The sequence below is a fragment of the Duganella lactea genome, from assembly GCF_009857505.1.
In the GTDB taxonomy this organism is placed as follows: Bacteria; Pseudomonadota; Gammaproteobacteria; order Burkholderiales; family Burkholderiaceae_D; genus Rugamonas; species Rugamonas lactea.
This window is the reverse complement of record NZ_WWCP01000006.1, coordinates 123852-136441: the sequence shown is the minus strand read 5'-3', so window position 1 is coordinate 136441 and position 12590 is coordinate 123852. Positions and strand designations below refer to the sequence as shown.

Below are 12590 nucleotides of genomic sequence, written 5' to 3'. Positions count from 1 at the left end.
GATTTGATATGAGCGCTTTGCCACCATGCCCTAAATGCGGTTCCGAATACACCTACGAAGACGGCGCGCAGCTGGTGTGCCCCGAGTGCGCCCATGAGTGGACTGCGGGTGCTGCGGCGGACGCGGAAGAAGGCGCGCGCGTCTACCGCGACTCGGTCGGCAACGTCCTGCAGGACGGCGATACCGTCACCGTCATCAAGGATCTGAAGCTGAAGGGCGGTGGCGGCACCGTCAAAGTCGGCACCAAGGTCAAGAACATCCGTCTGGTCGATGCCGACCACGATATCGATTGCAAGATCGATGGTTTCGGCACCATGAGCCTGAAGACGGAATTCGTCAAGAAAGTAGTATGAGGCACAAGCTGTTCCTGTTTGACCTGGACGATACGCTGCTCGACTTCAAGGCTTCCGAGCAGCTTTCGTTTGACCGCACCTTGCAGGCATTGGGGCTGTCCGGCGATCTGACGGCGCTGTTCCTGCACTATCAGGCGATCAATGTCGCGCTGTGGCGCGCATTTGAAACCGGCTCGGTGTCCAAGGACTTCCTCAAGGTGGAGCGCTTCCGCAAGACCTTTGTGGAGAATAGCCTGGAGCTTGACCCCGAGGCGGCCAGCCGCCTGTATCTGGACTCGCTGGCCGATACGGTGGTCCTGATCGACGGCTCGGTGGAGTTGTGCACAACGCTGGCTGGCGTCGGCGAGGTTGGCATCATCACCAACGGCATGGAGTCGATTCAGAATCGGCGCATCGTCAAGTCCGGCCTGCGCGATGCCATTTCGTTTGTGGCGACCTCGGAGGCTTGCGGCTACGCCAAGCCGGACGTACGCTTCTTTGAATACGCGGCGCAGATGGCGCGGCCGGTCGCGAAGGCGGAAGCCATCATCATCGGCGACCGTCTTGATGCCGACATCCTCGGCGCCAACCGCTACGGCATTGAAAGCTGCTGGTTCAATCCGCAGCGTTCGGCCAACGCGTCCGAGGCCGTGCCGACGTTTGAGGTCAGCAGCCTGCACGACATTATTCGTTCGGTGGCGTAAGCGCCACCGTCGAATACGGCGATAGCACATGCCAGCCCAGCGTGGAGTACAGGGCGCGGCCCATTTCGGTCGCGACCAGCACGCGTTGCGCCGCCTGCGACCGCTGCGCCGTTCCCAGCGCCGCCATCAGGGCGGCGCCCAATCCCTGTTGCCGGTGCATGACGTCGACCGTGATGCGGTCGAATATGAACACGCCTTCATGTTCCACCGCGCAGCCGCTGGCGACCGGTATATCGTTTTCGGTAAAAATGCGCGCGCTGATCACACCGGCATCGGTCGTCAGCTTCAGCCAATAGCCTGGCGGTAGCGATGGCACGGGATTGATGCCCGCTGGTTTCGTCATCAGATACGCGGTCGGATGCAGGTGCCAGCGTGGCGTCACACGCGACAGCAATTGTTCGCGCGGGCCGCACATCTTGATGAACACATGCGGCTCATTGATGTCCCGCGCCAGCGCGCTGATGCCTTGATCTGGACCGGCGAAGACATGGCGCCGCCGTTCCGCCGGCAAGCCGGTATCCACACGCAGGCCGCCGCGATCCGGCACCGGCGCGGGCAAGCCGCGCGCGAGCGAGCGGGCCGACAGCCAGCTTGCCAACAGTTGCGGACTCACGTTATCCATTTGGTTTCAATATTCAGTTAAACGACCGTTTCCAACCAAAGTCTGACCTACATGCGTGCGGAGTGCAACTGGTGTACATTGTCGGTTCTGATTTAACGCCATCAAGGAACACAGAATGACTATCAAAGCCCTGCGCGATCAATCCCTGCCGATGCGCCACATCGTTCATGTGCGCAATCACATCATCTCCACCGACGGCTCGGTGGAAGAGGGCGGCAACGACGCCGGCCCATCGCCGCATGACCTGTACGACGCCGCGCTAAGCGCCTGCAAGGCGCTGACCGTGGTGTGGTACGCCAAGCGCAAGAACATCCCGCTGGAGCATGTGGAAGTGAGCATGGAGCGCGACGCCAGCGAAGAGCGCCAGGGTACCTACCGCCTGGCCGCCACGCTGCACCTGAGCGGCGACCTGACCGAGACCCAACGCGCCGAACTGCTGTCGGCCGCGCAGAAATGCCCGGTCCACAAGCTGATGACCTCCGTGACCACCGAAGTGACCACCGTCCTGGGCTGAATATCATGAGCATCTCGAATCTGCTGAAGGGCCACGAAAAAGACCTGGGCGGTGGCCTGATGGTGCGCCGCTATTTGCCATCGGCCGTCAAACAGGCGGTCGGCCCGTTCATTTTCTTCGACCACTTTGGTCCCGTCGATGTGCCGCTGGATGCCGACCACGACGTGCGTCCGCACCCGCACATCGGCCTGGCCACCGTGACGTATCTGTTTGAAGGCGCGATGGATCACCGCGACAGCCTTGGTACTTTCCAGCGCATCGAGCCGGGTGCCGTCAACTGGATGACGGCCGGCAGCGGCATCGTCCACTCCGAGCGCACGCCGCAGGATCTGGTCGGCAAGCCACACCGCACACACGGCCTGCAACTGTGGGCCGCGCTGCCGGTGGCGCACGAGGAGGAGGCGCCGGGCTTTTGCCACACGCCCGCCGACGCGATTCCCGAGTTGAAGGTGGACGGCGCCAAGGTGCGCGTGCTGATTGGCTCGGCCTTCGGCCAGACCTCGCCGGTGCAGACCTACAGCCAGACGCTGTATCTGGACGTGGTGCTGCAGACCGGCCATGAATTAGTGCTGGCCAACCTGCCGGCGGAAGCGGCGATCTACCCGATTGTCGGCGAGCTGGAAATCGACGGCGCACCGCTGGCGCTGCACACCATGGCCTTGCTGAACACCGCCGGCCCGCAGCGCGTGAAAGCCAACACCGAAGCGCGCTTCGTGGTGATTGGCGGCGAGCCGCTGGACGGTCATCGCTTCATGTACTGGAACTTCGTTTCGTCGCGCAAGGAACGCATCGCGCAGGCGGCGGAGGACTGGGAAGCGCAGCGCTTTGGCAAGGTGCCGGGAGAGACGGACTGGATTCCGCTGCCGCCCAAAAAGCCTTTGGCCTAAAAGAGAAGGATCAGGCGGTGGACATGGCGTTCGCCGCCACCGTGCTGTAGATATCGTTGCCGCTGGTGCGGATGATCCAGTGTTCCGGATACGGATCGCTGGCGAAGCGGGTGTGACGCGGCACGCGGCTCAGTTTATCCAGCGGGACGGTTGGCGCCAGCGCGGTTTCCTTGCCGGTCAACTGGTCCAGGTGCCAGAAGCCGCCGTCGCGGTGGAACATCAGCGGCAGCGCGGCCGCATGCGGCGCGGCGGCGAACGATTTGACCGGATAGCCGGGATGCGTGTCCGGCGCCAGCAGGCAGAAGCACTCGGCATTGGCGCCGTGGTCAACGCGGTGCAGGATCACGCCATGCGGCATGATGGCCGACACCGACAACGTCACGATGCCCTTGATGCTGGCGCTGAATTCGATCCGCATGCCAAGCCGCAGCGCGGTTGGCTTGTGCTTGCCCGGCCAGACGCCATCGAGCAGGATGCCGTAGCGCGACACATCCTCAATTTCAAATCCCAGGCCGGAGCGGCGGATGACGGCATGGCGGCCGGACAGGCGGCGCGTGAGGCCATTGGTGTCCTGGCCGTCCGCCGTGTAGTGGGTCAGCATGACATCCGATTCCGGATCGACCAGTTCGAAGCGGCCGATCACGCATTCTTCCATCGCGAACAGGCGGATCTGGCGCTGCGCGCCGGCTTCGGGCGCGGCGTTGACCAGCGACGCGGCGCGGCTGGCGTGCGGATGCACCGCTACCGCTTGCGGCATATCGATTTCGATCAGGTCCTCATCCCAGGCGATGGTCGAGAAGCCCAGGTCCACCTTGCCGGACGGCGCGTTCAGGTCCAGATGGGCGATGCCGGCGTTGCGGGCCGTGACATCGATATCGAGGCTGTCGCCGCCTTGCGCGCTGACGCGGGCAATCGAGGCGTCGTCCGCCATCACGCGCACGTTCTTGTGGGTGCTGAGGAAGATGCGGTGAATTTCGGTCAGCGTGGCGTCCAGGCGCGGCACCAGGATGACGAAGGTGCACACCCATTTGCGCGCCGCCATGCCGGGATGCTGGCTAAGCAGCTCGATGCTGATCTGGTACTGGCCATGCTCCCTGCCGCGCGACGAAAACTCGGCGAACACCGGTCGCCATTCGCCACCGACGGCGCGCACGAAGTGCTGGCGCGCCGCGCCGTGGGGAATCAGGTCCGATTGCAGTTGCAGCGTCAGTTGCGGCGCGCAGGCCTCGGGCATGCCGCGCAGTTCCATCTTCAGCGTTTGCCGGCCGCCGGCGGCGCGCGGGTCGAAGCCGCTGATGTGCACTTGCGGACGGGCGGCTTGGGCGCGCTGGTGCGGGCGGGCGTAGTTGTGGGACGGTTCGACGGCTGGCGATTGGGCAGGGACGACATCCAGCACCGTGGCCGGCGAGGCGGCACGGGTAGAACGCAAGGCAGTCAGCAGATCGAAGCTGGAGGGCTCCGCTTGGGCGTGGCCGCCTTCGCAGGTGTGCGCTCCGGGCAAGACCCAGAAAGTGCAATGCGGGTGCTGGGCATTACTGCATTTTTTCATGACAAACCGACCGAAGGAATACCCGTCAGTTTATGCGGTTTTCACGGTGTTTGGCAAACTTTGCAACCATTTTTTAATGCCGTCTGTGCGGGTATCAAAAATGCGACGCAATTGGTGCTGTGGGTAGTGCTGTTTCGTCAATATTGCCGGTGTTGTCGGGCGGCGCGAAGCGGATCACGATGGCGCTCAGGTTGTCGATGTGGAGCTGGGGCGGCGGGTTGTGCGCGTAGTCCCGGAACAGCGCGTCGAGCGCCGTCGCCGCCGATCCGGCCAGCAGTTGCGGCCAGCGCGCGATCCATGGCTGCGGGCGGGCGCAGGACCAGAAGCCATCGGTGGCCAGCAGGTAGGTCGCGTCGGCGCTCACTTCCACGGCGCGGCGGTCTGCCAGTTGGCGCAGGAAGGGCGGCAGGTTGGAGGCGTCCAACGGCAGCAGGCCGTCGTCCAGGGTTTGCGGGTTGGCGAAGGCATTGCCCAGAATGTAGGCCTGCGAAATCTGCGCGCGGTGCTCGCCATGCACCTGTTGCCGCCATTCGTCCTCGCCCAGCAGCCCATGCATGGCGAAGGCGGTGGCCGGAACGTGATCGACCGTCAGCGGTGTGGCGGCGTGCGGCGTGATTTCGTACAGCCGCGAGTCGCCGGCGTGGAACAGCAGTGGCGCCCCGCCAGGCGGGATTTCCAGTAGCGTGAGCGTGGTGCCGGGACGGCGGAAGGTGTCGTGATCGTCCGGGCGGCTGAAGTGCGTTTGCAGTTCGTAGTGCAGTTGGTCGAGGTACGCGCCCAGTTCTTCCGGCGTGACGCAGGCGGGGATGCGCAGCAGGCCGCTGGCTACCGCCTCGGCGGCCTCGCGTCCGTGACCGTGGCCGCCCATGCCGTCGAGGACAGCGAGGCGCACGTGGCCTTGCGGCCAGGCCGGCACGGTGGTGGTGTGCGGCTGCTGGTCGCGCAGCAGGACGGCGGCGCCGTCGGCGTCGATGATGAGCAGGTTGTCCTGATTTTCCGGCTCCTGCAGCTTGCTGATGCTGGCGGCGCTGCGGGCGGCGACGTCCAGCGAGGGGCCGAAGTTCAGATGGTCGGTGATGTGTGTCATCGATGCGGGCGGCGTGGTGCGGGAGGCGAAAGACCACAGCTTAGCCGAAAAACCGCCGGCGGCGGTGGGGAGAGTGTGGATCATTCGCCACTCCTGCGCAACCACAGGCTGCTGACCCAGCCGGTGCTGACGCTGCCGTCGATGATGGTTTGCACTTGCCACCAGTCGCCGTCGCGCGCGCCGGTCGGCGTGACCTCGGCGCCGGCGGGCACGGTGGTCACGCGGCCGGCCTGCACGCCGGGGGCGGAGCGCAGATTCAGGTCGCGGTGGACGTGGAACGGTAGGCCGGCGGTGAGTGTGCCGGGATTGACGGGCGTGCTGGCCGACGTGGTTACCTCATTCTTCGCCGGTGCTGCGGCGACGGCGTATGCGCTGTGCGTGGCGTACAGTATCAGGCTGCCGAATCCCCATGCGCCGGTCAGCATGATACACAGCGCGCGCGCGTTCGGACGGCGCCACCACGCGCGCGGCGTCAGGTAGGCCGCCAGGAACAGCGTAACGATCAGGCCCGCCGTGAATGCGGCGATGGCGTTGAGGTTGGCGGCGTCCATGGTGCTCAAGCCTCGAAGCGCAGCACGTAGTGGCCGGCGACCAGATGGTGGCCGTGCGGCAGCAGGTACGGGGCATCACCGATGCCGGCGACGAATTGCAGCTTGTCGTCCAGGTGGTACAGCGCTTGCGTCGCGCTCTGGCGGGCAATGGTGTACCCCTTGTCGGTCGCTTCAAAACTGAAAGCGTTGCGCGACAAGCCGATGCGGTCGGCGCTGGCGGTGCAGACACCTTCGGCGCGCTTGATGAAACGTGGGGAGTCCAGCAGCCGCAGGGACGCCAGCATCGGCGAGTTGCGGCCAAAGCTGAAGCGCACGCCGGTGGCGACGCCGGCGCTGACCGGTTCCGGCAGGCAGACCACGGCGCGATAGCGGTCCGCCATTTCAGGGGCGGCGGGCAGCAGGCGCAGGGCGCGCGCATCGACTGGCGCAAAGGTGGCCGGGGCGTCGATGCGCTGCCGGCCTTCCGTCGTGCAGGCGTACAAATCGTCGGTCGCGTCCACCGCCAGGGTAATGGCCGGCTGTCCGTTGGCCGACAGTGCGAGCGCCCGGTCGAACGGCAGCTCCAGCGACTGCGCGCCGGTGTCGCGATAGCGGCTCAAACGCGGCAGCGCCAGTGCCACCAGCGAGACGCGCTGCGGGGATACCGGTGCGTAGGTGGCGTCGCTTTCGCCGGCGCGGTTGGCCGGTTTGTGGCTGGCGGCTGCTGGTACGGCGGTCAGGTCGATCGGCGCCGCACCAGCGCGGCTTTGCCACACGGCTGGTTTGTTGGACGGCGCGGTTTGCGACGGTACGCGCGCCGGCAGCGTCGAGGCGCGGACGACTTTCACCAGCAGCCGCTGGCCGCCTTGCGGCTCGCGCAGCGACTTGATGGTGTAGTAGCCGCTGCGCGGATCGTAGCGGCAGTCGAAGGCGTCCTTGGGACGCATTTGCAGCACCGGCGGCGCGTCCGGGCCATCGTTGAGGAGCAGCAGCGCGGCGTCCGGGCCGAATGGCCAGACCTGCGCCACGGCGCTGGCTTCACCGCCTTCGCCGCCGATCAGCGCCAGGCGCTGACTGGGGTAGACCGGGCATACCGGATGCCAGATGGCGCTGTCGCGCGAGACGTTGACGTTGTAGAGAATTTTCTCGCCGGGCGCGGGCAGATACACGGCGTGGCCGAACTTGACCTCGATTTCGCCGGGCGCCAGCGCCTCCGTGCCCACCACGTCATAGCGCACCTGATCACCACCGAGCAGGTCGCCGAAGTCCTTTTGATGCAATGCCGCTAGCGTTTGCGCCAGATCGCGCGCGCGGGCGCCGCGACTCAGGTGGTAGTCGTCATCGACATCTTCCTGCGGCAGCATCAGCGTCACGTGCGAGAAGCAGCGGGTGGCGGCGCGGCCTTTGTGCTCGCGCGGACTGCGTTCCAGCAGGTCGCGCAGCAGCGGGCGGCGCGAGAACAGCGACAGGCCCGGCGCCTGCCAGATCGCTTCGGCGTTGAATACGTCCGGAATGCGCCCCAGGACGGCGTGTTGAACATAGGTCGGCATGATTCAGACTCCTTCAGTAGATATCGCAACGAAGGTAAGCAGGGGGCAGAGGAAAAACAGCAGGTGGCTGCCGCCGGCCGATAGAAAACTCATCGGCTGCCCCATGATGGGAAAGATCGCCAGGTTGGTCCCCCACGACAGCAGGAAGTGCGCGAACACGAAGGCGGCGCCGCCGCACAGGGCGAAGTAGCGGAAGCGTCCGAGCCAGGCGTGGTGGAAGTTGCGGGCCTGGACGCCGCCGCGATGGGCGTGCGTTGCGGCCAGCACGATCCCGCAGAGGAAGGCGGCTTGCACGGTCCACAGCAGCAGTCCTCCCAGCAGTCCGTGGCGGTTGAGGAAGAAGGACGCCGCAAAGTCGTCCTGCACGGCGGGGATGTTGACCGCGCCGCCTGCGGACTGGCCGAGCGCGCGCAGGCCGAGCCAGTGGTCGGCGCCAAGCCAGCCGCCTTCACCGATGGCGCGTGCGCCCAGCAGCAGTTGCTGGCCGGTGTGCGGATGTTCGGCGGGATTGAGCCAGACCAGAAAGCGGTCGGCGTAGAAACCCCAGCGGATCAGGTCATCGGTGCCGGCCACGCGCAGGCCGGCGATGGCGACGATGGCGCTCATCGCGCCGCAGATCAGCAGCGCGGCCAGCAGGCGATTGCCGGCGGCGAGCGCGTAGGCGAGCCCCATGCCGGTGCTCCACACCAGCAGCAGGATCAGTGGCGAGAAGTCGTCCACCTGCACCAGCGCGAGGCCAAGCAGGGCGAGGAACAGCAGCGCGGGCGCGATCAGTTGCAGCCAGCGGGCGCCGTGCTCGGCCAGTCGCTGCGGCCCGTTGTGCCAGTTGAACCGCAGCGCCAGGCAGTGGGCGGTGAGGGCGGTCAGTGCCAGCTTGGCCAGTTCCACCGGCTGCAGGTCGAAGACGCCGGTTTCGTCGCCCCACAGGACTTGAGCGGCCAGCGCTGCCAATGCCACGGCGGCGAACAGCGCCAGTATCCATTCGATGCTGCGTTGTGCCAAGCGGGTGCCGCGAGCCATCAAGTGTTGTGCCAGCAGTCGGAGCATGCCGCCAAAGCCCGCGCCCATGGCGAGCATCGCGGCGCTCTTTTGATAGAAGCGTAACCAGGATGATTCTGGTGCGGCGAGGCCGAGTTCCAGTTGCGCCAGCAGGCCGGCTGCCAGCAGAATGGCGCCGGCGGCCGTCGCCAGTGTCAGGCGGCCCGGCAGCGCAAGCCATAGCAGCAGCGCACTGGCACCCAGCACCAGCGAGCATGCGGCGCTGGGCGGATGGCCGGCCCGCTGTAAAATCAGCGCGATCAGGCCGGCCGCCAGCGAGCTGGCTGTCGCCAACCACGCGCCGGCTAGCGCCGCGCGCGCGCTCCACGGCGCGGTCGTGCCCGGGCTCATGCTTGCCGCGATGCGGGCCAGTGCGCCGATTGCCAGACCAACTGCGCCGATGGCGAGGCCGATCCAGACGGCGTCCACATGGGCGCCGCTCCATAGAGAGCGCTGCTGCCAGTTCCAACGGACCTGAGGCGGCAGCTTGAGTTCAGGCTCGCTGAATAGCTTGACGTGGCGGCTCGGCGTCAGCGTCAGTTGATCGCCGCTGGCCGACAGATGGAAGCGCGTGCGGCCGACCGCGATTGCGTTCACGCCGGCCAGTGATGCTTCCTGCTTGCTCAACTCCCGCGGTCCGGCGCTGCTGAGGACCTGCAAGGCGGCGCGGTCGCCGTCCGGATTGCCGGCAGAGAGCTGCAAGCTACCGTTCACGCGGGCGATCTGCACCGCGCCAGGCGTTACCTGCGCCAGGCCAAGCCGGTTGTCGCAATAGAGGTTGCCGCCGAAGCTGAGTGGACGCGCGATCGTCACTGGCAGCGGCATCGTGCGATTCCACGCCGCTACCATTCTGGTGGACAGACGCGATTCCGGACAACTGGCCTGCTGGCGTCCATCGCGATACAACACCGAGCCGTCGTAGCGCCATTCATGGCCGTCGCGGGCGAAGGTCACGGTTTTTGCATCGGCCGAGCGCACCGCGAACACCGCGCCGTCGATCTGGAACCCTTGCAAGCCCTGTAGCGCCGTGCTGCCCATGCGTTGCTCGGCCGCGTCTCGCATCAGCACCACCGGCCTGTATGCGCTGAGGTTACGCAGCATCCAGCCGCCATGCGTATCGCGGCTGAGGGACAGTTGACGGCGATCCGTCTGTGGCGCCGCCAGTTCGTGCTGGCCTAAGGTGATGTTGTCGCCAGCGGAGAGCGTGACGGTAATGGCGGATGGCAGCCACGCGCCGGGCGCGCGCAGCAGCGCAAGCGCCTGAAGCCCGCACAGGACTGCCAGTACCGTCAGCGTGAACATAATGCCGGCGCTACGCCGGCCGGCCAGCGCGCCGTAGGGCTGCTGGGGCAAGCGACGTGGCGCAGGGCGCGCCGATGGGGGAGTGGTGGCGTCGGCCATCATGGCGCCTGCATGGCTTGCCAGCCGTTGACCGACGAGGGCCGATGCATGGCCAGCACCGGATCAGCCGCGTCAAGTGCGCCACGGGCCGATTTCATGCCCAGTATCGCGTTGAGCATACGGCTGATCTGGATGGCATGGCATGGACGCCGGGCCGGATCGATATGCAGCAAGGTCCGCAACAGCGCCAGCGCCGCATCGCGCTGATCGGGCGGAATGGCGCCGGCGAAGTGTTCCTCTTCTTCCGCGTGTAAAGCCGATGGAATCGCGCCGCCATTCCGGCTGCGCAGCAGGTCGGCGCCAGCCATATGATGCTCGCGATAGGCCTGCCCGCACTCGGCGCCAAAGCGCAGCGGCGTGCCGCTGGTGACCAGGAAGTACAGCATCGCGCCCAGCGAAAAATAGTCGCTGCGCGCGCCGGTTGCGTAGCCGCCGCCGTCCGCCGGGAAGAACTGCTCCGGCGCCTGCCAGTTGGCGGTGCCGGCATACGAATGCGCCGCCAGGCTGCCCAATTCGCGGTTGGTGCCGAAATCCGCCAGCTTGACGGTGTTCAGATGCGGATCGAGCAGCACATTGGCCGGCTTCAGGTCCAGATAGCGCCAGCCGTATTGATGCACCTTGGCCAGCGCCTGATTGATCTGCGCGATCCAGCCCAGCGCCCGCGCCAGCGGCAGACGCTCGCCGCGACCCTTCAGCGCGACCATGTGCTTGCCCAGATCGCACCCCATCAGCTCCAGCGCCAGCACCGGCAGGCCATCGTGCCAGCCGCTGTCGAGCAGGCGCACGATATGCCGCTCGTCCCACGGCTCCAGCGACTGCAAAAACGCGATCTCATTATGGGCGCTGGCGGTCCAGCGGTCCCGTTGCGCGGGCAGGGCGCGCGTCATCTGCTCCTGGTTGATCAACTTGATGGCGACGTCGCTGGTGGTCTGCGGCCCACTGGCGCGCCAGATGATGCCGTAGGCCGAACCGCCGATCTGCTCGCGCAGCCGGTAGTGGCCCAGTTCCAAAGCGATGATTGTGTCTGCTGTCGTCATGATTCCCCCGTCGAAGACCGTTAGCGGAGGGATCATGAAAAAAGCCCCGACGAATCGGGGCTTGGTTGTAGTCTTGTCTATCGCTTAACGATCCCAGCGATCGCGGTGGCGGTGTTCCCAGCGCTCGTAGCGATACTCACGATAGGACGGGCGCGGCTCAACGTAAATCACGCGTGGTGGCGGCTCGTAGTAGCGTGGAGGTGGCGCATAGTACACCGGCGCTGGACGCTCATAGTAGACCGGCGCTGGACGTTCATAGTAGACCGGGGCCGGCTGGCTGTAGACGCGCGTTTCCACGTAGTCGCGGCCGCCGCCGCGATAGTAGCGGTCATCCGAGGTGCGGATGCTGTTACCCACCGCCGCGCCAACCAGGCCGCCAACGATGGCGCCATCGCGACCGCCGGTGCTGTTGCCAATCGCGGCGCCCACCACAGCGCCGGCCACCGTGTTGAAATCACGGTCGCTGGCGAATACCGGCGACGATACCGCTGCAGTGGCCAGTAACGCTACACCCAATAATTTTTTGCTCAACATGGTAATCCCCTTGCTGTGGCGCGGGACCGGAATGATCCTTCAGCCAGTGACTCCACTATAAATCCTGGACGGGGAAATGCCATGTCTTATACAGATGCTTACAAACCGGCCATGCTGGTAATGGCTTGTTACATTTGGAGACACCTTCAAAGACGCCGCGCTTCCCATTCCGGGCGCAGCAGGCTGAAGACCGTCACATCCTGGTAATGGCCATTGATGAAGAAGGACTGGCGCAGCGTGCCTTCGGCCCGGAAGCCGCATTTTTCCGCGATGCGCGCCGAGGCGACGTTCTCCGGTGCTGTCAGTAATTCGAGCCGATGGTATTGGTGGACATTGAACAGATAATCGACCAGCAGCCGGCAGGCCTCCGTTACATATCCTTGTCCGGCCAATTTGGTATCGAGTAGCCGGTAGCCGATTTCACGCGAGGTTGGCGTGCGGCTTTTGAAATGGGTGATGACGCCGACGATGTGGTGCAGCGCATCCTCGATGACAAACAGTTCGCTGTCCTCGGTGACGAAACTGTTCTGCATGAATTCCCGCCGCATCGTTTCCGGGGATTTGAAATGGGTCGAAAAATAGTCGCCGCGCGATGGCAGGTCGTTGACCAGGGCGATGAAGGTATTCAGATCGGCGGTCAGCAGATGGCGGACGGTGCAGAGTTGACCCTTGAGCATAGACGCATCCTTCGGAACGGTGAACCGACATCCTAGTTTAACTGAGATGGCAAATCAACATGATGACAATTGCGTCATGTTGAGTTATCGTTTAAGGCTGACCTCTGACCTCTTACCACCACAGGAAC

Annotated in this window: 13 protein-coding genes; 4 read left to right on the top strand and 9 right to left on the bottom strand. The window is 65.3% G+C overall.

Annotated elements, in window-relative coordinates; genetic code table 11:
- The first annotated feature begins 8 nt into the window (after positions 1–8).
- Both GTP44_RS08070 and GTP44_RS08065 read left to right on the top strand, forming a co-directional pair.
- Positions 9–353 carry a zinc ribbon domain-containing protein YjdM gene (locus GTP44_RS08070; protein ID WP_161019031.1) on the top strand — a complete coding sequence of 115 codons (345 nt, stop codon included), beginning with the start codon at positions 9–11 and terminating at the stop codon, positions 351–353.
- Positions 350–1036, top strand: coding sequence for a YjjG family noncanonical pyrimidine nucleotidase (locus tag GTP44_RS08065; RefSeq protein ID WP_161019030.1), 687 nt, complete (start codon positions 350–352; stop codon positions 1034–1036). The genes GTP44_RS08070 and GTP44_RS08065 overlap by 4 nt, the downstream gene beginning before the upstream one ends.
- Here GTP44_RS08065 and GTP44_RS08060 read toward each other — a convergent pair.
- Positions 1017–1658, bottom strand: coding sequence for a GNAT family N-acetyltransferase (locus GTP44_RS08060; RefSeq protein ID WP_161019029.1), 642 nt, complete (start codon positions 1656–1658; stop codon positions 1017–1019). The genes GTP44_RS08065 and GTP44_RS08060 overlap by 20 nt on opposite strands.
- Positions 1659–1773: 115 nt before the next feature.
- Between GTP44_RS08060 and GTP44_RS08055 the strand changes: the two genes are divergently transcribed.
- On the top strand, positions 1774–2172 hold the full coding sequence (locus GTP44_RS08055; RefSeq protein WP_161019028.1) for an OsmC family protein: 399 nt from the start codon (positions 1774–1776) through the stop codon (positions 2170–2172).
- Between the two features lie 5 nt (positions 2173–2177).
- A complete protein-coding gene (locus GTP44_RS08050; protein WP_161019027.1) occupies positions 2178–3059 on the top strand; it encodes a pirin family protein in 882 nt (293 codons plus the stop codon).
- Positions 3060–3069: 10 nt separating this feature from the next.
- Here the strand turns inward: GTP44_RS08050 and GTP44_RS08045 are convergent, their stop codons facing one another.
- From GTP44_RS08045 to GTP44_RS08010, 8 genes are all read right to left on the bottom strand, one after another.
- Positions 3070–4488: an FHA domain-containing protein gene (locus tag GTP44_RS08045; protein WP_371867178.1), complete on the bottom strand. Its 1419-nt coding sequence runs from the start codon at positions 4486–4488 to the stop codon at positions 3070–3072.
- A gap of 214 nt (positions 4489–4702) precedes the next feature.
- Positions 4703–5779: a PP2C family protein-serine/threonine phosphatase gene (locus GTP44_RS08040; protein ID WP_229256829.1), complete on the bottom strand. Its 1077-nt coding sequence runs from the start codon at positions 5777–5779 to the stop codon at positions 4703–4705.
- Complete coding sequence (locus GTP44_RS08035) at positions 5776–6246, bottom strand: SH3 domain-containing protein (protein ID WP_161019025.1); 471 nt, start codon at positions 6244–6246, stop codon at positions 5776–5778. The genes GTP44_RS08040 and GTP44_RS08035 overlap by 4 nt, the downstream gene beginning before the upstream one ends.
- Positions 6247–6251: 5 nt before the next feature.
- Positions 6252–7775, bottom strand: coding sequence for a hypothetical protein (locus tag GTP44_RS08030; protein WP_161019024.1), 1524 nt, complete (start codon positions 7773–7775; stop codon positions 6252–6254).
- 3 nt (positions 7776–7778) lie between these two features.
- Complete coding sequence (locus GTP44_RS08025; protein ID WP_161019023.1) at positions 7779–10217, bottom strand: FtsW/RodA/SpoVE family cell cycle protein; 2439 nt, start codon at positions 10215–10217, stop codon at positions 7779–7781.
- Entirely contained in the window at positions 10214–11251 is a 1038-nt protein-coding gene (locus tag GTP44_RS08020; protein WP_160989812.1) for a serine/threonine-protein kinase, read from the bottom strand. The genes GTP44_RS08025 and GTP44_RS08020 overlap by 4 nt, the downstream gene beginning before the upstream one ends.
- Positions 11252–11335: 84 nt before the next feature.
- Positions 11336–11785, bottom strand: a complete 450-nt coding sequence (locus GTP44_RS08015) for a glycine zipper domain-containing protein (protein ID WP_161019022.1) — start codon at positions 11783–11785, stop codon at positions 11336–11338.
- Positions 11786–11931: 146 nt separating this feature from the next.
- Positions 11932–12462, bottom strand: a complete 531-nt coding sequence (locus tag GTP44_RS08010; RefSeq protein ID WP_161019021.1) for a GNAT family N-acetyltransferase — start codon at positions 12460–12462, stop codon at positions 11932–11934.
- Positions 12463–12590 lie beyond the last annotated feature (128 nt).